This is a genomic window from Kineococcus esterisolvens (assembly GCF_050871405.1).
In the GTDB taxonomy this organism is placed as follows: Bacteria; Actinomycetota; Actinomycetes; order Actinomycetales; family Kineococcaceae; genus Kineococcus.
This window is the reverse complement of the sequence record NZ_JBJLRI010000067.1, coordinates 1-23,368: the sequence shown is the minus strand read 5'-3', so window position 1 is coordinate 23,368 and position 23,368 is coordinate 1. Positions and strand designations below refer to the sequence as shown.

Here is a 23,368-nt window from a genome sequence, read left to right as displayed (position 1 = left end):
CGCGGGCCTGTTTAGCCCCCGTTTGGTTTGTTTTCGCGCCGGTTGCTCTTATAACTCGGGTAGGGGGGGGGGGGGGGGGGGGGCGGCCCCCCGCCCCCCCCCCCCCCGCGCCCGGTGAGGCAGCCGCGCCCCGTCCCGGCGCGCGCGGTGCGCACCGGGACGGTCGTGGAGCGCTCGCGCTTCCTGTGCGTGCTGGAGCCGGTGCCCGGCGAGGCCGCCGCGGACGACGTCGTCGCCGCCGTGCGCCGCGAGTTCCCGGACGCGCGGCACCACTGCACGGCGCGGGTCCTCGGTGACGACGGGCAGGTGCGGCGGGCGAGCGACGACGGCGAGCCCGCCGGCACGGCCGGGGCGCCGATGCTCGCCGCGCTCGACGGCGCGGGCGTGACGGACGTGGTGGCGGTCGTGGTGCGCTGGTTCGGCGGGGTGCTGCTGGGCACCGGCGGGCTGGTGCGGGCCTACGGCGGCGCGGTGGCCGGGGCGCTGGCCGAGGCCGGCACGGTGCACCGGCGCCGGGTGGAGCTGGTGCAGGTGCGCGCCGGGCTGGCCGAGGCCGGCCGCGTCGAGGCGGAACTGCGCCGCCGGCACGCCGTCGAGGACGTCGCGTGGGGCGCGGACGGCTGGCGCGCGGTGGTGGCGGTGCCGGCCGGTGGCGGCGGGGCGCTGGCCGCGGAGCTGGCCGCCGCGGGCCTGGCCCCCGGCACCACCCGCCTCAGCGACCTCGGCCCGGCCGTCCGCCCCCTCCCCTGACCCCGGCCCCCCTCCCCGCGGTGGTCGAGGGAGCGGCGACCTCCTCGACCACGGCCGCAGGGGGCGGGGCGGGTGGGACGTACGGCTCAAGCGGGGCGGGTGACGGCGGTCAGGTGCACCGCGACGGTGACGTCCACGACCTCCGGCAGGGCGGCCAGGCGCTCGTCCAGCGCCGCCGCGTCGACGTGGTGGGCGCTGGGCCCCATGAGCACCAGGTCGCGCAGCGCGTCGCGGTCCAGGGGACGCACCACGCTCACCTCGCGCCCGGTCGCGGGCGTGAAGCCGGCGAGGCCGGCGGTCAGCCGCTCCTGCTTGCGCTCCTCCACCCCGAGCATCCCGAGCGCCGCGCGCACCTGCTCCAGGTGCTCCGGCAGCGGCGTCACGACCACCCACGTCCCGCCCGGGCGCAGCACCCGCGCCACCTCCGCCGCGCCGCGCGGGGCGAAGACGGTCGTCACCAGGTCCGCGCAGCCGTCGGCCAGCGGCAGCGGGCGCCACACGTCGGCGCCGACGGCCGCGGCCCGCGGGTGGGCGCGCGCGGCGCGGCGCAGGGCGGGCGCGGAGGTGTCCAGGCACACCCCGCCGGCGCCGGGCAGCGCGTCGAGGACGTGCGCGAGGTGGTACCCCGTGCCGCCGCCGACGTCGACCACCCGGCCGGCGCCGGGCACCAGTTCGGCGGCCAGCCCCGCCAGCGCAGCGGCCACCGGCGCGTAGTGCCCGGCGGCCAGGAACCGCTCGCGGGCGGCGACCATGCCGGCGGTGTCCCCCGGGTGCGCGCGCCCGCCGCCGGAGAGGTTGACGTACCCCTGGCGGGCGAGGTCGGCGCTGTGCCCGGCGGGGCACACCAGCCGCCGCCCGTCCGCGGCGAGCGGCTGCCCGCACACGGGGCAGCGCAGCGCGGGCAGCGCCGTCAGCAGCGCCGCCGGCAGCACCGCCGGGGACGGCGCCGGGGACGGCGGGCGGGGGTCCAGCGCCCTCAGCGCTCGCGCTCGGCGGCCCCGCCCAGCGGGTGCAGGCCCGTCAGGGCGCCCACCCAGGAGGCGGGCACGCGCGCGAGGCGCTCGTCGTAGGCGCGCACCGTGGCGCCGTGGAAGGCGAGGTCGCCGGCCAGGCGGTGCTCGGTGTCGGCGATGGCGCGCCGGGTCGGCTCGTCGGGCTCGACGCCGGAGTGCAGGGACAGCTCGGCCAGGCGGGAGCGGCGCTGCTCGGCGAGCGCGCCGGCCTCCACGGCCAGGTCGCGCAGGCGCACCAGCGAGGCGCGGGTGGCGGCCGCGTAGGCGACGGCGGCGAGGACCACGAGCAGCAGGACGACGAGGACGACGGTGCCGGTGGTGCCCACGCTCAGCCGCCCAGGCCGATGTCGGCCAGGGAGAAGGCGGAGCGGTACTGCAGCCCCTCGGCCTCCACCCGCTCCTTCGCGCCGGTGGCGCGGTCCACGATGACGGCGACGCCCACGACGTCCGCGCCGGCCTCGCGCAGCGCGGCGACGGCGGTGAGCACGGAGCCGCCGGTGGTGGAGGTGTCCTCCACGGCCAGCACCCGGCGGCCGGCGACGTCGGGGCCCTCGATGCGGCGCTGCAGGCCGTGCGCCTTCTCCGCCTTGCGCACCACGAAGGCGTCCAGCGGGGCGCCGTGCGCGGCCGCCCAGCCGCGCGCGTTGGCGGCGTGCACCATCGCCAGCGCCACCGGGTCGGCGCCCATGGTGAGCCCGCCGACGGCCTGGAAGTCCCAGTCGGCGACGAGGTCCAGCATCACCGGCCCGACGAGGGCGGAGGCCTCGCCGTCGAGGCTGGTGCGGCGCAGGTCGACGTAGTGGTCGGCCTCCTCGCCGCTGGACAGCGTCACGCGGCCGTGCACGACGGCCTTGCCGGCGATGAGGGCTGCGAGGCGCTCGCGCTCGGTGGTGGGGGTGCTCACGGGGCACGAGCTTAGGCGGTGACCGGGTGGGCTCCGGGCCGCGGCGGTAACGTCCGGGCCGTGCGCCTGGCCACCTGGAACGTGAACTCCGTCCGCGCCCGCCTGGAGCGCGTCCTCGCCTGGATCGACCGCAGCGACGTGGACGTCGTCGCCCTGCAGGAGACCAAGTGCAAGGACGAGCAGTTCCCCGCCGAGGCGTTCACCGAGATCGGTTACGAGGTCGCCCACCACGGCCTGTCGCAGTGGAACGGCGTGGCGCTGGTCTCCCGCGTCGGGCTGGAGGACGTCGCGACGTCCTTCTCCGCCGACGTGCCGGGGTTCGGGGTGCCGCCGGTGACGGAGGCGCGCGCGATCGGCGCCACCTGCGGCGGGGTGCGGGTGTGGAGCCTGTACGTGCCGAACGGGCGGAGCCTGACCGACCCGCACTACGCCTACAAGCTGCTGTGGCTGGAGGCGCTGCGCGAGGCGGGCCGGGGCTGGCTGGCCCAGGACCCGGCGGCGCCGATCGCGCTGGTGGGCGACTTCAACATCGCCCCCCTGGACGAGGACGTGTGGGACCCGGCGGTCTTCGAGGGCGCCACGCACACCTCGGAGCCGGAGCGCCGCGCCTTCCGCTCGATCGTGGAGGCGGGGTTCACCGACGTGGTGCGCCCGCACGCGCCCGGCCCCGGCACGTACACGTACTGGGACTACACGCAGCTGCGCTTCCCGAAGCGCCAGGGCATGCGGATCGACTTCGTGCTGGGCTCGCCGGCGCTGGCGGCGCGGGTGGGCGGCGCCACGATCGACCGCGAGGAGCGCAAGGGCAAGGGCGCCTCCGACCACGCCCCGGTGGTGGTGGAGCTGGACGGTCCCGACCCCGCGCTGGGGGTCTGACGCGCGGCGCTGCGCCGAACGGTTGAAGACCGCACCCCGGGTCCTCCGCGGACGAGACCTGCCGGGCCCGCGCGGCTAGGTTCGCGAGGGTGCGAGCACCTGTGAACGACTCCGACCTGGAGACCGTCGAGCTGAGCGCGGCGACCGATGCGCCCGGCCAGCGGGCCGTCGCGGCGCTGCTGGAGTCGTGGGCGCGGCGTCCGGTGCCCGGGGACACCATATCGCGGGCGCGGCTGCTGGTGGCCGCCAGCGAGCACAGCGCCTACGCCGGCGACGCGCGCCGGGCGCTGCGGCTGGCGCGCCGGGCGCTGGCGACCGGCGACCACGTCGCCCCGGACACCCGCTGCTACGTGGTGTCGGCGCTGCTGCTGTGCGGCCACCTGCGCGAGGCGGTCGACCTCGTGGAGCAGGTGCTGCGGGACCGGCCCGCGGGCGCGGAGGTGTACGAGTTCCTCGGCGAGGAGCTGGCCCGGCACGGCCGGCACGAGGACGCGGCGCACGTGTGGACGTCGGGGCTGTTCCGGTGCGCGGGCGACGAGGAGGGCACGGAGGTCCTGCTGGCGGCGATGCGCCGCGGCCGCGGACCGGCGCGCGCGGTGGACGTCCGCGAGGTGGTGGGTGCCCAGGGGGCGGTGGGTTCCCGGGAGGTGGTGGACCTGCGCGTGGCGGCGGTCGTGCCGACGCAGGCGCCGGCGCTGGACTGACGCGCGGCGGCCGGCCCACCGGGACCCGGCCGCCGCGCGGTGCGCTCAGCCCTTCACGGACCCCTCGGTCAGGCCGCCGCGCCAGAAGCGCTGGAGCACGATCATGAGGGCGATGAGCGGGACGACGGAGACGAGGACGCCCGCGGTGGTGAGCTCGTAGAACTCCGGGAGCCGGTCGGTCTGCGCCCGCCAGTTCACCAGACCCACGGTGATGGGGTACAGCTGCTCGTCGGCGAGCATGATGAGCGGCAGCAGGTAGTTGTTCCAGATGCCCACGAACTGGAACAGGAAGACCGTCACCAGGGCCGGGACCATCATCCGCAGGCCGAAGGTGTGGAAGATGCGCAGCTCGCCGGCGCCGTCGAGGCGGGCGGACTCCACGAGCGACGTGGGCACCACCGCCCCGGCGAAGATCCGGCAGAGGAAGAAGCCGAAGGGCGACACGAAGCTGGGGAGCAGGACGCCGAGGTAGTTGTCGGTCAGCCCCAGGTTGCTGAACATCAGGAACAGCGGCAGCGCGGTGGCGGTCCCGGGCACCAGCACCCCGCCGAGGATCAGGCCGAACACGAGGTCGCGGCCCTTGAAGTCGTACACCGCCAGCGCGTACCCGCCGGCGGCGGCGAGGTAGGTCGCCACGAGCGCCCCGCCCCCGGCGTAGAGCAGGCTGTTGAGGAACCAGCGCACGAAGATGCCGTCGTCGAAGGCGAAGACCTGCCGGACGTTCTCGAAGAGCTGGAAGCCGGAGAACCAGAACCCGTTCGTCGTGAAGAGGTCCTCGGTGGACTTCGAGGCGGCGACGACCACCCAGTACACGGGGACGAGGAAGTAGACGGCGACGAGCGCCAGCACCGCGGTGACGATGATGGTGCGTCCCGCCGGTGGCCGGGTGGCGCCGCGGGGCGGGGTGCGCTCCGCGGCGCCGGTGGTGGCGAGGCGGTCCTCCTCGGGGCGGACGGCGGTCACGAGTCCCTCCGGGAGACGAGGCGCAGGAAGGCGAACGACAGGACGAACGCGGCCAGGGCGATGACGACGGCCTGCGCCGCCGCCACGCCGTAGTCGTTGTAGGAGAACGCCGAGGAGTAGGCCGCGAAGTTCGGCGTGTACTTCACGTCGATGGCCGGGGAGACGGCGCGCATCACCTGCGGCTCGGCGAACAGCTGCAGCGTGCCGATGATGGAGAACACGGTCGTCAGCACCAGGGCCGGGCGGATCAGGGGCAGCTGCACGGACCAGGCCAGGCGGAAGGGACCGGCGCCGTCGACCTTCGCCGCCTCGTACACCTCACCGGGGATGGCCTTCAGCTGCGCGATGACGATGAGCATGTTGTACCCGGCGTAGGACCACGTGACGATGTTCGCGATGGACCACAGGACCGTCTGGGGGCCGAGGAAGTCCGGGGCGAACCCCAGCGCCTGCAGGCCCGCGACGATCGGCGAGAAGCCTGGCAGGTAGAGGAACGACCACAGGATGCTGGCGATGACGCCGGGGATGCCGTAGGGGGCGAAGTAGGCCGCGCGGAAGAACGCGGGCCACTTCGCCGAGGCCGACTCCAGGAGCAGCGCGAGGATCGTCACCGCGACGATCATCACGGGCACCTGGACCGCGCCGAAGAGCAGGACCCGGCCGATGGAGGCGACGAAGGCCGGGTCGCCGAGCGCCCGCTCGTAGTTCGCCAACCCGGCGAAGCCGGAGGTGATGCCGTCCTCGCCGAGGAGGCCCTGGCGCTCGACGCGGGTGAAGCTCTGCCCGACGGCGTAGACGATGGGCAGGACGAACGTCAGGGCGAACAGGGCGAGGAAGGGCGCCAGCAGCAGCCACGGGGCACGGCGCTGGGCGCGGTCGGCGCGGACGGGGCGCCGGCGCGGGGTCACCGGCCGGGTGGTCGCCCCGGACCCCCGGGTGGCCGGTGCCGCGGGGGCGCTCACGCCCCGCTCCCCGCACGGACCCGCAGGCCCTTCTCGCGCATGATGGTGATCGTCTGCTCCTGCACGTCGGGCAGGGCGTCGACGATGGGCCGCCCGCCGGTGCCGCGCTCGCGGAAGACCGCGGAGAGGGCGTCGTTGAGCTCGATGAAGATCGGTGACCAGACCCAGTCGGGGTTCTGGGCGTCGGCTGCGGGCACGAACACCTCCTCGTTGTAGTTCTGGCCGCCGAAGAACTCCGACGGCTGCTGCCGGGAGGCCCCGATGTAGTCCGGGGACGGCGACCACCCGATGCCGCAGTTCTCGATCTGGGCGTCGATGGCGCGCGGGTCGGTCGTCATCCAGTGGATGAAGTCCAGCGCCTCCGCGGGGTGCTGGGAGGTCGCCAGGACGGCGGCGGTGGAGCCACCCAGGGTGGCGGACGCGTACCCGGTGTCCGGCCACACCGGCAGGGGCGCCACGCCCCAGAGCCCCTCGGTGCCTCCGACGCTCTTCACGAGGGCGTCGCCCCACGAGCCGGTGCTGACCGCGGCGATGGAGCCGGCGGCGGCCGCAGCGGTCCAGCCGGAGGAGAAGGGCGCGAGGGCGGTGTTGTAGAGGTCCTCGGCGAAGGCGGTGTCCATGAACTCGGCGACCGTCCGGGTGGGCCCGCCGGTGAGGTCGACCACCCACTCGTCGCCGTCGGGGGTGAACCAGGTGGCGCCCGCCTGCATGCAGAGGCTGGTGAAGACGTTGGGGTCGTTGATGCTGAACCCCTCCAGCCGGTGCGCGGGGTCGGCCTCCTTGACGGCGCGGGCCAGGTCGGCCCACTCCGTCCACGTGGCCGGTGGGGTCGCGCCGATCGCGTCGAGCACGTCGCGCCGGTAGAACCAGCCCATCGGGCCGGTGTCCTGCGGGACGCCGAAGATGCCGTCGCCGACGGAGACGCGGGCGATGTCGCCCTCCCGGTAGTCGTCGAGGTGTTTCCGGAACCCGTACCGGGACAGGTCCACCAGGCCGTTCTGCAGCAGGAAGCTGGGCAGCACCTGGAACTCCACCTGGGCGATGTCCGCCCCGCCGCCGGCGGCGAGAGCACCGAACATGCGGGTGTACCCGCCGTTGGTGCCGGCGCCGCTCCACACGGCCTTGACCTGCACGTCGGGGTGGTCGGCGTTCCACAGGTCGCACACCGACTGCAGGTCCTTCAGCCAGGCCCAGTAGGTCAGGGTGACCGGGCCGTCGGCCCGGGGTTTGACCGGTCGCTGGTTCACGGAGTCGGCCGCGGCGCCGGCGGCGCACCCGCCGAGCACCACCGCCCCCGCACCCAGCGCGGCCCCCAGCGCACCGCGTCGTGTCGTCTGCACGTGGGCTCCTCGTCGTCGAGAGATCCAGGACTGGCAGACAACCACGACCGCGCGCGGGGGGCAACGACCGCGGCCGGGCCGCGGCCGCCGGCGCCGCGTCAGGGGTGCATCCGCGCCCCCTTGACGACCTTGTCCACGCGGCCGCGCGAGCCGTGCAGCGCGAGCCCGACGAGGTCGAGCTGCGCGCCGGGCACGGCGGCGACCACGGCCCGGTTCGCCGCGTCGTGGCCGGTGGTGAACATCCCGGCGGTGAACACCGCGAGCGGCACCGCACGTTCCACCGCCCTGCGGTGCGCGGTGCGCAGCAGGTCCGCCGTGCCCTCGAGGACGAGCACCGGCTGCCCCAGCAGGGCCAGGTAGCCGGTCCCGTCGGCGTCGGCGTAGGGCCGCCCGACCAGCTCGGGGTGCGCAGCGGTGACGCCGCTGGCCAGGAACGCGGTGACGTTCAGGCGCTGCCACGCGGCCAGGTCGTCGCGCAGCAGGACGGCGATCTTGGTCTCGAAGCGGACGGGGGCGTCGTCGGGGGTGGTGACCTCGTTCACGGCGGCAGCGTGGCTCGGCGCAGCGGGGGAGGTCTTGTACGTTCCTGACGTGTCCGAGGGGACGGCCGGGGCCGCGGCCGAGGTGGTGCGCAGCTGGCGGCCGCCGGTGCCCGGCGTCGCCGAGGTCCTGCACGCCCGCTTCACCCGCCACGCGTACCCGATGCACGTGCACGACACCTGGACGGTGCTGCTCGTGGACGAGGGGGCGGTGCGCTACGACCTCGACCGCCGGCACCGGGGTGCGCTCGGGTCGGCGGTCACGGTGCTGCCGCCGCACGTGCCGCACGACGGCCGGGACGCGACGGGCGCGGGGTTCCGCAAGCGCGTGCTCTACCTGGAGCCGGGGGTGCTGCCGGGCCGGCTGGCCGGCGCGGCCGTCGACGAGCCCGCGCTGGCCGACCCGCGGCTGCACCGGGCGGTGGCCGCGCTGCACGCGACGCTGCTGCGTCCGGGCGAGGACCTGGAGGCGGCGGAGCGCGCCGCGCTGCTGGTGGCCGGGCTGCGCCGGTGCCTGGAGGGGCGTGAGCCGCCACCGGTGCGGCGCGACGCCCCGCTGGCGGCGCGGCTGCGCGACCTGCTCGACGCGCACGTCGTGGAGGGCGTGGCGCTGCAGCGGGCGGCGCGGGAGCTGCACGCCAGCCCCGAGCACCTCGTGCGCGCGTTCCGCCGCGAGGTGGGCATGCCGCCGCACGCCTACCTGACGGCCCGGCGGGTGGACCGGGCGCGCCGGCTACTGCTGGCCGGGCACCGCGCGGCGGACGCGGCGGTGCTGGCGGGTTTCCACGACCAGCCGCACCTGGCGCGGCACTTCCGGCGGGTGCTGGGGGTCCCGCCGGGGCGCTTCGCGGCGGGAGGGCCACGGTGGGAGGCGTGAGCGTCGAGCGCAGCGGCCCGGGGTCGATCACGGACGTGCCGGGGGTGCGGGTGGGGCAGGTGACGCGGCGCGGCGGCGGCTGGCTCACCGGCGTCACCGTCGTGCTGCCCCCGCCGGGCACCGTGGCGGGCGTCGACGTGCGCGGCGGCGGCCCGGGCACGCACGAGACGGACGCCCTGGACCCGCGCACGCTGGTGCCGACGGCCGACGCGGTGGTGCTCACCGGCGGCAGCGCGTACGGCCTGGTCACCGCGCACGGCGTGCAGCGCTGGTGCGCCGAGCGGGGCCGCGGTTTCCGCGTCGGGCCGGGTGAGGGCGAGGTGGTGCCGATCGTGCCGGCCGCCGCGGTGTTCGACCTGGGCCGCGGCGGGGTGTTCGCGCACCACCCCACCGAGGAGATGGGGTACGAGGCGGCGGCCGCGGCGGACTCCCCCGCCGGTGCGCACGTCGAACGCGGGACGGTCGGCGCGGGGACGGGGGCCCTCGTGGCCCGGCGGTTCAAGGGTGGGGTGGGCACGGCGTCGGTGCGCGCGGGCGGCGCGGTGGTGGGCGCGCTGGCCGTCGTCAACGCGTTCGGGGCGCCGCTGGCGCCCGGTGCGACGCGCGGCGGGGCGGTCCCGGGTGAACCGCTGGGAACCGCTGCGGCGCTGAACACGACGATCGTGTGCGTGGCGACCGACGCCGCGCTGGACCCGGCGGAGACGTCCCGCACGGCGAGCGCCGCGCACGCCGGCCTGGCCCGCGCGCTGGACCCGGTGCACACCCTCTCCGACGGCGACACCGTGTTCGCGCTCGCCACGGGCGCCGTGGCGCTGCCCACCGGGCGCGGCGAGCGGGTGGCGGACCTGGTGCGCCTGCAGGCGGCGGCCGCCGAGGCGGTGCGGCTGGCGGTGCTGGACGGGGTGGCGAGCGCGGAGGAGGTGGAGGTGGGTGGGGAACCGGTACCGCGCTGGCCGGGCTGATTCGTCGCACCCGCCGCTCCCGCACGTCGGCCCACGTCGGCACGGTCCCGGGAGCGCAGCCGGGGTGCCGGAGGTCCGGGCTGCTTCGTCGTGAGCGGGGACCGCGGCGACGGTGCGGGGCGGACCGGGTGGTCCGCCCCGCACCGGGCCCGCCGGTTCAGCCGCAGAACACCTCGCTGATCAGTTCGTTCCCGCCGCGGAACTCGCCGGGGTCGGGAGCGGTGCTGAGGGAGAGCACCACCCGTTCGCGGGTGTCCTCGGTGCTGAGCGCGATGCTCGTGTACCCGGCGATGCCGCCGTCGTGGCCCCAGGCGGTGACGCCGCACTCCAGGGGCGCCGCCACCAGGCCGAGGCCGTACTGCGGCGAGACCGGGGTGGTGCGCTTCATCTCCGCCAGCTGGGCCGCCGGCAGGAGCCGGCCGTCCAGGAGGGCGTCGAGGAAGCGGTCGAGGTCGGCCGTGGTGGACACGACCTCCCCGGCCGCTCCGGCGATGGTCGCGTTCATGCGGGTGACGTTCACGACCTCCCCGCCGATGCGCGCGTACCCGTGGGCGTGCGGCGGCGGCAGGGTCACCCGGTCGCCGGGTGCGGAGGTGCCGCGCAGGTGCAGGGGCTCGACGACGCGTTCCTCGACGGCCTCGCGCCAGGACTGCCCGGTCACCTCCTCGACGAGCAGGCCCGCGACGAGGTAACCGGTGTTGGAGTAGCTCCACGACGTGCCCGGCTCGAAGTCCAGCGGCTGGGCGGCGGCGAGGGCGACGAGGTCGCGGGCCTCGTGGTGCCGGTAGCGCTCCTCCTCGAAGGCCTCGGGGGTGCTGAACTCCTCGGGGCCGGTCGGCAGCAGCCCGGTGTAGTTCGCGAGACCGCTGGTGTGCTGCAGGAGCATCCGGACGGTGATGCGGTCGCCGTCGGGCAGCAGGCCCGGCAGGTACCGGGCGACGGGGGCGTCCAGCTCCACCCGGCCCTCGGCGACGAGCTGGAGCACCACCGTGGCGACGAAGGTCTTGGTGATGCTGCCGACCCGGAAGGCGCCCTCGCGCGGGACGGGGCGCTCCCCGCCGTGGTCGGCGGTCCCGCTGCGCAGGACCGTCTGCCGGCGCCCCTCGGTGATGCGCACCTGCACGCCCTGCGCCCCGGTGGTCGTCAGCTCGTCCAGCGAGCGCTGGAGGGTGGCCCGGTCCGCGGTGCTGACCCGTTCGCCGGGCGCCGCCACGGCGGTGGCGGCCTGCCCCGCGCACACGCCCGCGCACACCAGCGCGGCCGTCGCACCGGCCAGGACCCTGCGTCGCTTCGTCGTCGTCATGTCTCCCCCTGAGGATCGGCTGAGGACACGACCATGACCGCTGCGGGCACGCGGGGGCGACCGCCGGGCGTCGTCGCGCGATCACCCGTTGGTCGCGGGAACTCGCGACCGACGGGTGGTTCCCGCGGGGGTTCCCCGGCGTTCGGCCACCGCCCCGGGTCAGCGGCCCGCGGGGTCGTCCGGCGGGTCGGCCAGTCGCAGCGGCGGCAGGCCCACGACGTCGTACGTCGCGGAGGCGATGCCGATGCCCGCCTCGTCCAGGCCGGCGAGGACCTGCCGGGTCACGGCGTCCTTGACCTGCCGGACCCCGCGGTGCGGCACCAGGAAACGCAGCGACAGCTCGAGCCAGTTGTCGGTGATCCGCCAGTACACCGCCGGTTCCAGCGAGGCGTCGGACATGGCGTAGCGGGTGCGCATCCTCGCCAGGGCGGCCTCGGCGGCCGGGTCGCCGACGACCGCGTGGTCGCGCGCCGCGGCGAGCAGGACGGCTTCGGCGCGGGCGCGGTCGGCGGCGTAGGGGACGGGAAGCGCGATCTCCTCCCACAGGTACGGGAACTCGCGCGTGTAGTTGTAGACGGGTTCGTCGAAAACGACGCCGTTGGTGACGGTGACCAGCCGCCCGGTGTACTGGCGCGAGTGCACCCACCCGGCGGGATCGGATCCTGCGGGACCGGGCCCGGCGGAGGGCGGCTGCCCCATCTCCATGATCGTGGTCTTGAGGAACCCCAGGCGCACGACGTCCCCGCGAACACCGCCGAGGCTGACCCGGTCGCCGACGCCGAAGGTGTCCCCGCGCAGGATGACGAAGTAGGCGGCCAGCGACAGCAGCACCTGCTGCAGGGCGAACGCGAGCCCGGCGCTGAGCAGCCCCACCCCGGTGGACAGGTCGGTCTCCGGCGTCACCCAGATGGAGAAGACGCCCAGGACCAGCACGACGGCGCTCAGGACCTGCAGGCCCTGCCGGGCCCAGAACCGGCGCGGGTCGGCGACCCGCCCGCCCAGCACGCGGCGCAGCACGCCCAGCACCACCGCCCGGAGCACCAGGACCGCGAGCACGAGGACGGCGGTGAGCAGCAGCTTGACGCCGGTGAGGGGGCTGACGCCGACCAGGGTCACCCCGAGGACCTCCACCGCCTCGGAGGGCACCTCGTCCAGCACGGGGGTCTCGAGGACCCCGCCGTCGAGGAACACGGTCCGGTCGCACCGCCTCTCGGGATCGACGACTCGCGGCCTCGCGGAGGGGACCGGCGACCGGGTCCGCCCTCACGCTCCGGCGAACGTACCCACCGGCGCGACGGCGAGCACGCCGGAGCGGCGGCTCACCACGGGCGCCGGTCGAGGCCGGCGAGCCTGCGCAGCACCCGCGCCCGGCGCAACCGGCGCGCGACGGGCTCCGGCAGGAACCGGCGTACCGCCGGGGTGGTGGCGACGGCCAGCACCGGGCTGCGCCGGCGGGCCTGCTCGGCACGCTCGGCCCGTTCCCGGGCACGGGCCTCCAGGTCCAGCGGCGTGAGCACCTGCTCGACGGCCAGCAGGATCGTCCCGCGCAGCAGCCACAGCGAGGTCTGCTCGTGCGCGTCCACCAGGAGCAGCTCGGTGAGGGTGGCGCGCGCCTCCCCCGCCCGCTCCAGGCTCTGCGCCAGGCGCTGCTCGACCTCCGCCTCGGCGCCGGCCGCCTCGGCCTCCAGCAGCGCCCCGAACGCGTCCAGGCAGGCGGCGACCTCGGTGAGCACGACCGCGAGCGCGGCCCGCACCTCCTCCCCGTAGCCGTCGTCCGCGGTGGCGTGCTCGGGCGCTTCCTCCCGCACGGCGATGAACAGGCCCCGCACGGCCAGCAGCGAGCTGTCGAGGGCTTCCAGCCCGGACTGCAGCACCGGTTCCACGTCCGCCGTGCCGAAGGCCCGGGGGTTGAACCGGCGCAGGTCGCGCGCTGCGCCGACCGCGGCGGCGGCACGGGCGGCGACGTCGGCGACGGCCCGGACCCGCGTGAGCCACGAGGCCACCTCGGCCTTGGTGACGGGGCGGGCCGCCATCGCGGCGCCGGCGGTGATCAGGCACCCGGCCTGCTCCTCGGCCACCGCGCGCACCTCGTTCACCGCGCTGCGGGTGGGGACCGGCGGGGGCAGCAGCACGCTGAACGCGATGCCGACCCCGGCGCCGATGAACGTGGTGACGAGGCGGGTCCCGGCGGCGATCTCCTGCCCGCCCACGGCCAGGACGAGCATGGCGCTGATGGGCGTCTCCAGCGCCTGGGCGCCCAGCCGCAGCACGGCGGCCAGCAGCAGCGAGGCGCCGACCGCCACTGCCAGGCTCCACCAGGTGAGCCCGACGACGCTGGACAGGGCCACGGCGACGAGGACGCCGGTGAGCACCGCCCCGACCCGCACGACGGCCATCTTCACGCTGGAGGTCGCCGACGCCTGCAGGACCAGCAGCGAGGTGAGGGAGCCGGTGAGGTCGACGGGGCCCTGCGTCGCGACGAGGGTGAGCAGGTAGGAGACGACGGCCGCCGCCGTCAGCCGGGCCGTGGTGGCCAGCGTGGGCCACACGGCGGCGCGGGGCCGCCCGGCCCGCCCGGTCGTGAACAGCGCACGAAGGGCAGCCCACCACCGCCCGACCACCGTCATGCCGGCTCCCCTCCCGCCTCGATCCGTGCGGCTCCACGCTGCCGCGTGGGCACCGCGCCGTCGAATCGGCCGGGGAGCCGCCCCGCGCACGACCGTTGCCGTCGTGTTCACCGGGCGGCTGCGCCGGTGACCCCGCGCGGTCGCCCGTGGCCGGTTGGCTCCTCAGCCGGACCAGAGCCCGACCACAGGAGCCCCCGTGACCGACGTCCGTCCCCCCCTCGCGCGCCGCACCCTGCTGGGTGGCGCCACCGTCCTCGGTGCCGGCCTCGGCACCGGGCTGCTGACCGCGGGCGCGTGGCCGCGCGAGCGCGGTCTCGCAGACCCCTTCACCCTCGGCGTCGCCTCCGGTGAGCCCGCTCCCGACGGGTTCGTGCTGTGGACCCGGCTGGCGCCGGACCCGTACGCCGAGGACGGCCGCGGCGGGATGCCGGACCGCGACGTCCCCGTGCGGTGGGAGGTCGCGCACGACGAGGGTTTCCGCCGGATCGTGCGGCGCGGCACCGAGGTGGCCCCCGCGCACCTGGGGCACAGCGTCCACGTCGAGCTGGATGGCCTGCACCCGGGGCACCAGTACTGGTACCGGTTCCGCGTCGAGGGCCGTGAGACCCACATCTCCCCCGCCGGGACGACCCGCACCGCACCGGACCCGCGCACCTGGGGCACGCCGCTGACGATGGCCTTCGCCTCGTGCGCCCAGTACGAGCACGGCTGGTTCACCGCGTACCGGCGCCTGGCGGAGGAGCAGCCCGACGTGGTCCTGTTCCTCGGCGACTACATCTACGAGTACGAGAAGAACCAGTACGTCGTCGGTGACGGCAACGTCCGCGACCACGCCGGCCCGGAGACGACGACGCTGGCCGGCTACCGGCAGCGCCACGCCCAGTACAAGGCGGACCCGGACCTGCAGGCGGCGCACGCGGTCGCGCCGTGGGTGGTGACCTGGGACGACCACGAGGTCGAGAACAACTACGCCGACCTGGTCGCCGAGGAGCAGGAGCCGTACCCCACGCAGGAGGAGTTCGCCGCCCGTCGCGCCGCCGCCTACCAGGCGTACTACGAGAACATGCCGCTGCGGCGCTCGTCGATGCCGCAGGGCCCGGACATGCGGCTGTTCCGCCGCCTCGACTGGGGACGGCTGGCGTCGTTCCACATGCTCGACACCCGCCAGTACCGCAGCGACCAGCCCGGCGGGGACCAGTTCCCCACGACGGGGCCCGAGCGCGACGACCCGAACCGCACGATCCTGGGCACCGAGCAGCGCGACTGGCTGCTGGACGGCCTGGGCTCCTCGCAGGCGACGTGGGACGTCATCGGTCAGCAGGTCATGGTCCACGAGCACGACTACGTGCCCGGTGTGGACCGCGGGTTCAACCCCGACTCGTGGGACGGCTACACCGCCGACCGGCAGCGCCTGCTGGACGGCTTCGTCGAGCGCGGCGCGCAGAACCCGGTCGTCCTGACGGGCGACGTGCACAAGCACTACGCCGCGGACCTGACGCGCAACCCCTCCGACGCGAACGCGACCCCGGTCGGCGTGGAACTGGTGTGCACGTCGATCACCTCCGGCGGCGACGGCACCGACGGGTACGGCGCGGACCAGCTGGCCGACAACCCCGACCTGAAGCTGGCCGACGACCGGCGCGGTTACGGCATCGCCCGCTTCGAGCGCGACCACCTGCGCGCCGACTTCCGCGTCCTGGACCACGTCTCGCAGCCGGGTGCGGCGGTGCGCACCCGTGCCTCGTTCGTGGTGGAGGCCGGCAACCCGGGGCTGCAGGAGGCCTGACCGTCCCGGCACGTGCGACGCCCCCGGACCCGTGCGGGTCCGGGGGCGTCGCGCGTCACCTCAGAGTGCGCTGATCGCCGCTTCCTGCGCCCGGCGCACCACGAGCCCGGTGGAGCGTGCGCTGTCCGGCGCGTCGAGGTCGACGGTGAAGTCGCGGTTCTCCACGTCCACCTCCACGGTGTCGCCGTCGCGGACCTCCCCGGACAGGATCGCCCTGGCGAGGCGGTCGCCGATCTCGCGCTGCACGAGGCGGCGCAGCGGCCGGGCGCCGTAGGCCGGGTCGTACCCGGTGAGCGCCAGCCAGTCCTTCGCCGCGTCGCTCACCTCCAGCGTGAGGCGACGGTCGGCGAGGCGGCCGGCGAGGCGCTGCACCTGCAGCTCCACGATGCGGCTGAGCTCCTGCGTGGACAGCGGGTCGAACACCACCACGTCGTCGAGGCGGTTGAGGAACTCCGGCTTGAAGTTCGCCCGCACCGCCGACATCACCGCGTCGTGCTTGGTGGCCCGCGACAGCTCCGGGTCCACCAGGTACTGCGACCCCAGGTTCGAGGTGAGCACGAGGATGACGTTGCGGAAGTCCACCGTGCGGCCCTGACCGTCGGTCAGGCGACCGTCGTCGAGGACCTGCAGGAGGATGTCGAACACCTCCGGGTGGGCCTTCTCCACCTCGTCCAGCAGCACCACCGAGTACGGGCGGCGCCGCACGGCCTCGGTGAGCTGGCCGCCCTCCTCGTAGCCGACGTACCCGGGGGGTGCACCGACGAGGCGGGCCACCGCGTGCTTCTCGGAGTACTCGCTCATGTCGATGCGGACCATGGCCCGCTCGTCGTCGAAGAGGAAGTCCGCCAGCGCCTTCGCCAGTTCCGTCTTGCCGACACCGGTCGGGCCGAGGAACAGGAAGGAACCCGTGGGGCGGTCGGGGTCGTTGACCCCGGCCCGGCTGCGGCGCACCGCGTCCGAGACCGCCTGGACGGCCTTCGACTGGCCGATGAGCCGTGCGCCGAGGAACTCCTCCATGCGCAGCAGCTTCTCGGTCTCGCCCTCCAGGATGCGGCCGGCGGGGATGCCGGTCCACCCGGCGATGACCTCGGCGATGTCGTCGGGGCCGACCTCGTCGGCGACCATCGGCTTGGGGCCGGCGCCGTCGGCCTGGCTCTCGGCGGCCTGCGCCTGCTCCAGCTCGCGCTGCAGGCCGGGGATGCGCCCGTAGAGGATCTCGCTGGCGCCGCCCAGGTCGCCCTCGCGCTGCAGCCGCTCGGCCTGCGAGCGCAGCTCGTCGATCTGGTGCTTGAGGTCGCCGACGCGGTTCAGGCCGGCCTTCTCCTGCTCCCAGCGCGCGGTGAGGGCGGTCAGCTGCTCCTGCCTGTCGGCCAGCTGCGCGCGCAGCGCCTCCAGCCGCTCGCGGGAGGCGGCGTCGTCCTCCTTGGACAGGGCCAGCTCCTCCATGCGCATGCGGTCCACGGCGCGGCGCAGCTCGTCGATCTCGACGGGCGAGGAGTCGATCTCCATGCGCAGCCGCGACGCGGCCTCGTCGACGAGGTCGATGGCCTTGTCCGGCAGCTGGCGGCCGGAGATGTACCGGTCGGACAGCGTGGCGGCCGCCACGAGGGCGGCGTCGGAGATCGCGACCTTGTGGTGCGCCTCGTACCGCTCGCGCAGGCCGCGCAGGATGCCGATGGTGTCGGGCACGCTCGGCTCGCCGACGAAGACCTGCTGGAAGCGGCGCTCCAGCGCGGGGTCCTTCTCGATGCGCTCGCGGTACTCGTCGAGGGTGGTGGCGCCGACCAGGCGCAGCTGGCCGCGGGCCAGCATGGGCTTGAGCATGTTGCCCGCGTCCATGGAGCCCTCGGCGGCGCCGGCACCGACGACGGTGTGCAGCTCGTCGATGAAGGTGATGATCTGCCCCTCGGAGCGCTGGATCTCGGCCAGCACGGCCTTCAGGCGCTCCTCGAACTCACCGCGGTACTTCGCGCCGGCGACCATCGCGGACAGGTCGAGGGCGACGAGTCGCTTGCCGCGCAGGGACTCCGGCACGTCGCCGGCGACGATGCGCTGGGCGAGGCCCTCGACGACGGCGGTCTTGCCGACGCCGGGCTCGCCGATGAGGACGGGGTTGTTCTTGGTGCGGCGGCTGAGCACCTGCACGACGCGGCGGATCTCGGCGTCGCGGCCGATGACCGGGTCGAGCCTGCCGTCGCGGGCCTGGGCGGTCAGGTCGACGCCGTACTTCTCGAGGGACTGGTAGGTGCCCTCGGGGTCGGGCGAGGTGACCTTCGCTCCGCCGCGCACGTCCGGCAGGGCGTCGAGCAGCGCGTCACGGGTGGCGCCGACGGCGCGCAGGGCCTCCCCGGCGGCGGACTGCCCGGTGGAGGCGCCGATGAGCAGGTGCTCGGTGGAGACGTACGCGTCGTCCAGGGCGCGCGCCTCGTCCCCGGCGGCCTGCATGAGGGCCAGCGCGGGGCGGGACAGCTGCGGCTGGGCGACGGAGGCGCCGGACGCGCTGGGCAGCGAGGCCAGCGCGCCGTCCACGCGGCGGGTGAGCAGGGCGCGGTCGGCGCCGACGGCGTCGAGCAGGGCGCCGGCCACGCCGTTCCCCTGCGCGACGAGCGCGGCGAGGACGTGCAGGGGCTCGACCTGCGCGTGGCCCGAGGACGTGGCGCGGCCGACCGCGTCGGCCAGCGCCTCCTGGGCGCGGGTGGTGAGCTTGAGGTCCACGGGTCCCTCCTGGCGGGGTGGTGCGGAACGACTTCGCTGGGCACAACGCTGCCAGACTTGAGCTTGTTCCGCTCAACTTGCCCCACCCCGCCCGACCCCCGTCACGACCACGCGGTGCGGGTCAAGCGGGTCAGGCGGGTCAAGCGGGTCAGGCGGGGCAGCCGGTGGGGTCGGCGTACTGCCCGGCGTCCGCGAACACGGCCTCGGACACGCTCGCCGTCCCGCCCACGGCCACCACGTAGCAGGGGCGCAGGCGCTCCAGCTCGGCGCGCGTGGCGGCGGGCAGGGAGTCGCGCTCGGTGAGCAGCATCGGGCCGGAGCCCAGGGTGGAGGGGCCCGCGGCCAGCGCGTCCGGCAGGGAGGTGCCGGAGGCCAGGAAGACGACGAGGGCGGTGTCGTGGTCCCAGGCGGCGGCGGAGACCGCGGCCGCCGTCTCGTAGCGGTCCAGGCCCGCCAGGCGCAGGTTCCCCTGGCCCGTCGCGGACGACTTCAGGCCGATCCCGCCCGTGCCCGCGGAGGCGGCCGCATCGACGGGGGTGCCGCCCTGGGCGGAGGCGGTGCCGGCGGTGGCCAGGGCAGCACCGGCGAGGGCGGCGGCGGCGAGGGTGGCGGCGAGCTTCACGCGCATGTCAGGAGCTCCAGGGGCGAGGGACCGCACGGGTGGTCACCGTGCACACGCACTGTGGCTGCCCACCGGGCCCGCCCAGGGCGCCGACAACCGCTGCTTGCGCCGGACGGGCGAGCGCGTCACACGTTTCCCCCCGGGCGTCGCTCAGCGCACCACGCGAAGCACGACGAGTGAATGCCCCTGCGTCCGTCCCGGGTCAGCGCACCCGTCGGGCCAGCGCCCGCACGACCCGGTACCCCAGCACCCCGCCCACCACCCACGGCGCGGCGACGAGCACCGGGTCCAGCGGCTGGTGGTGCACGTCGGCGCGGCCGCGGCGCGAGCGCAGCGGGTGGTGGGCGGGTTCCGCGAGCACGCCGGTCTCGGTGACCGGGTCGTCCGGGTGCCGGCTCGCGAAGGACTTCAGGGTCTCCTCGAGGGAGTCCACCCGGTCGGCGGCGACGAGCAGCAGCCAGTGCACGGTGCGGCCCTCGCCGTAGCGGCGGTAGGCGTGGCGGCGGACCGCCCCGGAGACGCCCTTCAGCGGTGCGGCGGTGCCGAAGACGGGGGTCAGGAACGCGTGCTCGATCGAGCGCTCGCGCGGGAACCGCTCGGGCTGGCGCTCGGGGAACTCCCAGTGCGCACCGTTCAGGTCGGGGTCGAAGCGCTCGCGCGGGAACGACGGGCGGTTCGCCGGGTCCAGGTCCACGCCCCAGCCGGGGATGCGCGCGCGCAACTGCTCGGGCGTCTCCGGCAGCGGCGGTCTGGCGGCGGTGTAGGTGTACGCGGGGTCCTCGGGGTCGAGGTCGCGCAGGCCGGGGCCCTCGGGGTCGGTCACGTCGGCTCCTCCTCAGCTCGCGCCCGGCACGACGAGCGGCTTGATGCAGCCGTCGAGCTTGGACGAGAAGACGTGGTAACCCTCGGCGATGTGCTCCAGCGGGAAGCGGTGCGTGACGACCTCGCGGGGTGTGAGGTGGCCGTTGCGGACGTGCTCGAACATCCGCGGCCACTGCCGCTTCACGGGGGTCTGGTTCATCCGCAGCGTCAGGCCCTTGTTCACCGCGTCACCGAACTTCACGGCGTTCGGGACGGGCCCGTAGGCACCCACCACGGAGATCGTGCCACCCTTGCGGACCGCGTCGATCGCCCAGTTCAGGGCGACCGGGGAGCCGCCCTGCAGCTTCAGCTTCGCCCCGGTGACGTGCTGCAGGAAGTTGCCGTCGGCCTCGGCGCCCACGGCGTCGATGACCGAGTCGGCGCCGAGGAACCCGGTGATCCGCTTCAGGTGGACGACGACGTCGTCGTGCTCGGTGAAGTCCACGGTCTCCGCGTGGGCCATGGTGCGCGCCTTCTCCAGCCGCTCCGGCAACTGGTCCACGACGATCACCCGCCCGGCACCCATGAGCCAGGCCGACTGCGCCGCGAGGAGCCCGACGGGGCCCGCGCCGAGCACCACGACGACGTCGCCCTCGACGACGTCGGCGAGCTGCGCCCCGAAGTACCCGGTCGCCGCGGCGTCGGTGAGCACGACGGCGTCCTCGTCGTGCATCCACTCGGGGATGACGGTGGGGCCGACGTCGGCGAACGGCACGCGCACGCGCTCAGCCTGCCCGCCGTCGTACCCGCCGGCGGTGTGCGAGTAGCCGTAGATGCCGCCCACGGCGGTGGCGTTGGCGTTGACGTTGTGGCAGTTGGACTGCAGCCCGCGCGCGCAGTAGAAGCAGGACCCGCAGAAGATGTTGAAGGGCACCATGACCCGGTCGCCGGGCCGCAGGTTCCGCACCGACGGGCCGACCTCCTCCACGACGCCGATGAACTCGTGACCGAAGGTCGTCCCGGGGCGGGTGTCGGGGATCGCCCCGTGGTACAGGTGCAGGTCGGACCCGCAGATCGCGGCCAGCGTGACCCGCACGACCGCGTCGTTGGGGTGCTCGATGCGCGGCGGGTCCTTCTCCTCGACGCGCACGCGGTAGGGCCCGCGGTAGACCATGGCTCGCACCGGCGACTCCCGTGCAGTCCTGGGGCGGCCCGCTGCCGGCCTCGTCGGCGCCCACTGTGCCCCCGCGGGAGCGGTCCCGCACCCCCGCGCGTCAGCCGCCGTCACCGCGCGCGGAGGGCGGGCGCCCGCGGCGCGGCAGGTCGCCGGCGTCCGCGGGCATCCGCCCGGCCCGGCGCAGCGCCTCGCGCAGGACGAACTCCGCCTGCGCGTTGACGCTGCGCAGGTCGTCGGCGGCCCACCGCGCCAGCGCCTCGTGCACGGCCGGGTCCAGGCGCAGCAGCACCTGCTTGCGCGCCCGGCCGCGGCCGCCGCCCCGTGCGGGCTCGGCGGGCTCGGCCGCCTCGGCGCCCGGGTTCACCGGCGCCTCACCCGTAGAGGGTCCCGGTGTTCACGACGGGCGTGGTGCGCCCGTCCCCGCACAGCACGACGAGCAGGTTGCTGACCATCGCGGCCTTGCGCTCCTCGTCCAGCTCCACGACGTCCAGCTCCTGCAGCCGCGCCAGGGCGAGCTCGACCATCCCGACGGCGCCGGCGACGATCTGCTCGCGGGCGGCGACGATCGCGGAGGCCTGCTGGCGCTGCAGCATCGCCTGGGCGATCTCGGCGGCGTAGGCCAGGTGCGTGATGCGCACCTCGACGACCTCCACCCCGGCGACGGCGACGCGGGCGGCGACCTCGTGGGCCAGCTCGTCGGCGACGACGTCCGTGGAACCCCGCAGGGAGGTCCCGCCGGCGGCGGGCGCGTCGTAGGGGTGGGTGGTGACGACGTGGCGCAGCGCGGACTCGCTCTGCATCTCGACGAACTCGTCGTAGTCCTCGACGGCGAAGGTGGACTGGGCGGTGTCGGCCACCTGCCACACGACGATCGCGGCGACCTCGACGGGGGAACCGGTGGCGTCGTTGACCTTCAGGCGGCCGGTCTCGAAGTTCCGCACCCGCACCGAGACGTTCACCGTGGTCGACAGCGGGACGACCATGACGAGCCCGGGGTCGCGCACGGTGCCGGTGTAGCGGCCGAAGAACTGCACGACGCGCGTCTGGCCCGGGTCCACGGTGCGCAGCGAGGTCAGCAGCACGAGGGTCGCCAGGCCCGCGAGGCCGGCGAGCACCCAGGCCGCCACCCGCAGGTCCGCCACGGCGAACCCCAGGCCGGCCAGCGCCGGGGTCAGCGCGGCCGGGACCGCGAGGGCCAGCAGGGCACGGGCGCCGTGCAGGTGGGGGGCGGGGCGCTCGGCGATGTCGACGCGCGCACCGTCGTGGCCGACGGGGGTGGTGGCCGGCGGGGCGGCGGAGGGGCTCTGGTCGCCGGCGAGGCGTTCCTGGACGGTGCGGGACATGCGGCTCTCCTCTCGAGCGAGTCACTAAAGTGATATCACTTTGCTGACTCCGGCGTCGAGGCCCGCGCACCGGCCCCGGCGAGGGGGCAGGCTGGAGGGGTGGCAGCACGCGAACTCGTCGTCCTGGGCACCGCGAGCCAGGCACCCACCCGCACCCGCAACCACAACGGCTACCTGCTGCGCTGGGACGCCGCGTCGGTGCTGTTCGAGGCCGGGGAGGGCACCCAGCGGCAGATGGTGCTGGGCGGCGTGGCCTCCCCGCGGGTGGGACGGGTCTGCGTGACCCACCGCCACAACGACCACTGCATGGGCCTGCCGGGCGTGCTGAACCGGATGGCGCTGGACTCCCCCGGCCGCTCCGTCACCGTGCACGGGCCCGAGGAGGCCGTGCCGCACCTGCGGGCGCTGGCCGCGGTGGCCGACGCGGACGTCGACGTCCGCGTGGAGGGGGTGCCGGTGCGCGAGACGGAGGTGCCGGTGGCGCAGGTCGCGGGGTGCGCGCTCGTCGCGCGGGCCCTGGAGCACCGGGTGCCCGCGGTGGGCTACCGGCTCGTCGAGCCCGCCGGCGTGCGGTTCCGGCCCGAGGCGCTGGCCGCGGCCGGGATCTCGGGGCCCGAGGTGCGGACGCTCCAGCGCGAGGGGGAGCTGCGCGGGGTGCGGCTGGCGGACGTCACCGAGCCCCGGCCCGGACAGGTGTTCGCCCTCGTCATGGACACCCGCGCCTGCCCGGCGGTGGAGCACCTGCTGCGCGGCGCGGACCTCGCGGTCGTCGAGTCGACGTACCTGCACCGCGACGCGCACCTGGCCGCCGAGCACGCGCACCTGACCGCGCGGCAGGCCGGGGAGGCCGCGGCGCGCGCGGGCGTGCGCCGCCTGGTGCTCACCCACTTCTCGGCGCGCTACGGGGACCTGGACGAGCTCGGCGCCGAGGCCCGCGAGGCGATCGCGGGCCTCGGCGCCGGGACCGAGGTGCACGTGGCGGGGGGGGGGGGGGGGGGGGGGGGGGGGGGGGGGGGGGGGGGGGGGGGGGGGGGGGGGGGGGGGGGGGGGGGGGGGGGGGGGGGGGGGGGGGGGGGGGGGGGGGGGGGGGGGGGGGGGGGGGGG

Annotated in this window: 23 protein-coding genes; 7 read left to right on the top strand and 16 right to left on the bottom strand. The window is 75.7% G+C overall.

The window, feature by feature from the left end:
* Positions 1–114: 114 nt before the first annotated feature.
* Positions 115–750: a YigZ family protein gene (locus tag ACRYR8_RS17240; protein ID WP_432485534.1), complete on the top strand. Its 636-nt coding sequence runs from the start codon at positions 115–117 to the stop codon at positions 748–750.
* 86 nt (positions 751–836) lie between these two features.
* Here ACRYR8_RS17240 and ACRYR8_RS17235 read toward each other — a convergent pair whose 3' ends face one another.
* From ACRYR8_RS17235 to pyrE, 3 genes are read right to left on the bottom strand one after another with little or no spacing between them, the layout of a single operon-like run.
* Positions 837–1,667, bottom strand: coding sequence for a putative RNA methyltransferase (locus ACRYR8_RS17235; protein WP_432485556.1), 831 nt, complete (start codon positions 1,665–1,667; stop codon positions 837–839).
* A gap of 59 nt (positions 1,668–1,726) precedes the next feature.
* Positions 1,727–2,089 (bottom strand): hypothetical protein, encoded by a 363-nt coding sequence (locus ACRYR8_RS17230; protein WP_432485535.1) that lies wholly within the window; start codon positions 2,087–2,089, stop codon positions 1,727–1,729.
* A 2-nt stretch (positions 2,090–2,091) separates the two neighbouring features.
* Positions 2,092–2,667, bottom strand: a complete 576-nt coding sequence (pyrE, locus tag ACRYR8_RS17225; protein WP_432485536.1) for an orotate phosphoribosyltransferase — start codon at positions 2,665–2,667, stop codon at positions 2,092–2,094.
* A 60-nt stretch (positions 2,668–2,727) separates the two neighbouring features.
* Here pyrE and ACRYR8_RS17220 point away from each other — a divergent pair, with 60 nt between their 5' ends.
* Both ACRYR8_RS17220 and ACRYR8_RS17215 read left to right on the top strand, forming a co-directional pair.
* Entirely contained in the window at positions 2,728–3,543 is an 816-nt protein-coding gene (locus ACRYR8_RS17220) for an exodeoxyribonuclease III (protein WP_432485537.1), read from the top strand.
* A gap of 89 nt (positions 3,544–3,632) precedes the next feature.
* Positions 3,633–4,247, top strand: coding sequence for a hypothetical protein (locus ACRYR8_RS17215; protein ID WP_432485538.1), 615 nt, complete (start codon positions 3,633–3,635; stop codon positions 4,245–4,247).
* A 45-nt stretch (positions 4,248–4,292) separates the two neighbouring features.
* Here the strand turns inward: ACRYR8_RS17215 and ACRYR8_RS17210 are convergent, their stop codons facing one another.
* The 4 genes from ACRYR8_RS17210 to ACRYR8_RS17195 all read right to left on the bottom strand — a co-directional run bounded on the left by ACRYR8_RS17210 (position 4,293) and on the right by ACRYR8_RS17195 (position 8,054).
* The gene (locus ACRYR8_RS17210; RefSeq protein WP_432485539.1) at positions 4,293–5,210 is read right to left on the bottom strand and encodes a carbohydrate ABC transporter permease; all 918 of its coding nucleotides are present in this window, start codon (positions 5,208–5,210) and stop codon (positions 4,293–4,295) included.
* The gene (locus ACRYR8_RS17205) at positions 5,207–6,172 is read right to left on the bottom strand and encodes a carbohydrate ABC transporter permease (protein ID WP_432485540.1); all 966 of its coding nucleotides are present in this window, start codon (positions 6,170–6,172) and stop codon (positions 5,207–5,209) included. The genes ACRYR8_RS17210 and ACRYR8_RS17205 overlap by 4 nt, the downstream gene beginning before the upstream one ends.
* Positions 6,169–7,512: an ABC transporter substrate-binding protein gene (locus tag ACRYR8_RS17200; protein ID WP_432485541.1), complete on the bottom strand. Its 1,344-nt coding sequence runs from the start codon at positions 7,510–7,512 to the stop codon at positions 6,169–6,171. The genes ACRYR8_RS17205 and ACRYR8_RS17200 overlap by 4 nt, the downstream gene beginning before the upstream one ends.
* A gap of 98 nt (positions 7,513–7,610) precedes the next feature.
* Complete coding sequence (locus ACRYR8_RS17195) at positions 7,611–8,054, bottom strand: PTH2-like family protein (protein ID WP_432485542.1); 444 nt, start codon at positions 8,052–8,054, stop codon at positions 7,611–7,613.
* 49 nt (positions 8,055–8,103) lie between these two features.
* Here ACRYR8_RS17195 and ACRYR8_RS17190 point away from each other — a divergent pair, with 49 nt between their 5' ends.
* Together ACRYR8_RS17190 and ACRYR8_RS17185 are read left to right on the top strand one after the other, a co-directional pair.
* Positions 8,104–8,928, top strand: coding sequence for a helix-turn-helix transcriptional regulator (locus ACRYR8_RS17190; protein ID WP_432485543.1), 825 nt, complete (start codon positions 8,104–8,106; stop codon positions 8,926–8,928).
* A complete protein-coding gene (locus tag ACRYR8_RS17185; RefSeq protein ID WP_432485544.1) occupies positions 8,925–9,890 on the top strand; it encodes a P1 family peptidase in 966 nt (321 codons plus the stop codon). Before ACRYR8_RS17190 ends, ACRYR8_RS17185 begins: the two co-directional genes overlap by 4 nt.
* Positions 9,891–10,047: 157 nt before the next feature.
* Here the strand turns inward: ACRYR8_RS17185 and ACRYR8_RS17180 are convergent, their stop codons facing one another.
* The 3 genes from ACRYR8_RS17180 to ACRYR8_RS17170 all read right to left on the bottom strand — a co-directional run bounded on the left by ACRYR8_RS17180 (position 10,048) and on the right by ACRYR8_RS17170 (position 13,820).
* Positions 10,048–11,193, bottom strand: a complete 1,146-nt coding sequence (locus ACRYR8_RS17180; RefSeq protein WP_432485545.1) for a serine hydrolase domain-containing protein — start codon at positions 11,191–11,193, stop codon at positions 10,048–10,050.
* A gap of 159 nt (positions 11,194–11,352) precedes the next feature.
* The gene (locus tag ACRYR8_RS17175; RefSeq protein ID WP_432485546.1) at positions 11,353–12,384 is read right to left on the bottom strand and encodes a mechanosensitive ion channel family protein; all 1,032 of its coding nucleotides are present in this window, start codon (positions 12,382–12,384) and stop codon (positions 11,353–11,355) included.
* Between the two features lie 128 nt (positions 12,385–12,512).
* Positions 12,513–13,820, bottom strand: a complete 1,308-nt coding sequence (locus ACRYR8_RS17170) for an FUSC family protein (RefSeq protein WP_432485547.1) — start codon at positions 13,818–13,820, stop codon at positions 12,513–12,515.
* 196 nt (positions 13,821–14,016) lie between these two features.
* Here ACRYR8_RS17170 and ACRYR8_RS17165 point away from each other — a divergent pair, with 196 nt between their 5' ends.
* On the top strand, positions 14,017–15,606 hold the full coding sequence (locus ACRYR8_RS17165) for an alkaline phosphatase D family protein (RefSeq protein ID WP_432485548.1): 1,590 nt from the start codon (positions 14,017–14,019) through the stop codon (positions 15,604–15,606).
* 60 nt (positions 15,607–15,666) lie between these two features.
* Here the strand turns inward: ACRYR8_RS17165 and clpB are convergent, their stop codons facing one another.
* The 6 genes from clpB to ACRYR8_RS17135 all read right to left on the bottom strand — a co-directional run bounded on the left by clpB (position 15,667) and on the right by ACRYR8_RS17135 (position 22,264).
* A complete protein-coding gene (clpB, locus tag ACRYR8_RS17160) occupies positions 15,667–18,321 on the bottom strand; it encodes an ATP-dependent chaperone ClpB (protein ID WP_432485549.1) in 2,655 nt (884 codons plus the stop codon).
* A 148-nt stretch (positions 18,322–18,469) separates the two neighbouring features.
* Positions 18,470–18,949 (bottom strand): cell wall-binding repeat-containing protein, encoded by a 480-nt coding sequence (locus ACRYR8_RS17155; protein WP_432485550.1) that lies wholly within the window; start codon positions 18,947–18,949, stop codon positions 18,470–18,472.
* A 196-nt stretch (positions 18,950–19,145) separates the two neighbouring features.
* The gene (locus tag ACRYR8_RS17150; protein ID WP_432485551.1) at positions 19,146–19,766 is read right to left on the bottom strand and encodes a hypothetical protein; all 621 of its coding nucleotides are present in this window, start codon (positions 19,764–19,766) and stop codon (positions 19,146–19,148) included.
* A gap of 12 nt (positions 19,767–19,778) precedes the next feature.
* Positions 19,779–20,927, bottom strand: coding sequence for a zinc-dependent alcohol dehydrogenase (locus tag ACRYR8_RS17145; protein WP_432485552.1), 1,149 nt, complete (start codon positions 20,925–20,927; stop codon positions 19,779–19,781).
* A 91-nt stretch (positions 20,928–21,018) separates the two neighbouring features.
* On the bottom strand, positions 21,019–21,285 hold the full coding sequence (locus tag ACRYR8_RS17140; protein ID WP_432485553.1) for a type II toxin-antitoxin system antitoxin: 267 nt from the start codon (positions 21,283–21,285) through the stop codon (positions 21,019–21,021).
* A gap of 7 nt (positions 21,286–21,292) precedes the next feature.
* Positions 21,293–22,264, bottom strand: coding sequence for an SPFH domain-containing protein (locus ACRYR8_RS17135; protein ID WP_432485554.1), 972 nt, complete (start codon positions 22,262–22,264; stop codon positions 21,293–21,295).
* A gap of 99 nt (positions 22,265–22,363) precedes the next feature.
* Between ACRYR8_RS17135 and ACRYR8_RS17130 the strand changes: the two genes are divergently transcribed.
* Positions 22,364–23,368, top strand: a 1,005-nt coding sequence (locus ACRYR8_RS17130) for an MBL fold metallo-hydrolase (protein WP_432485808.1), incomplete at its 3' end; no start/stop codon positions are given.

What these genes read in the sequence shown, in the direction of transcription:
- ACRYR8_RS17180 (WP_432485545.1), bottom strand. Translation starts at nt 11,193, where the DNA reads ATGACGACGACGAAGCGACGCAGGGTCCTGGCCGGTGCGACGGCCGCG.
- ACRYR8_RS17170 (WP_432485547.1), bottom strand. Translation starts at nt 13,820, where the DNA reads ATGACGGTGGTCGGGCGGTGGTGGGCTGCCCTTCGTGCGCTGTTCACG.
- ACRYR8_RS17155 (WP_432485550.1), bottom strand. Translation starts at nt 18,949, where the DNA reads ATGCGCGTGAAGCTCGCCGCCACCCTCGCCGCCGCCGCCCTCGCCGGT.
- ACRYR8_RS17135 (WP_432485554.1), bottom strand. Translation starts at nt 22,264, where the DNA reads ATGTCCCGCACCGTCCAGGAACGCCTCGCCGGCGACCAGAGCCCCTCC.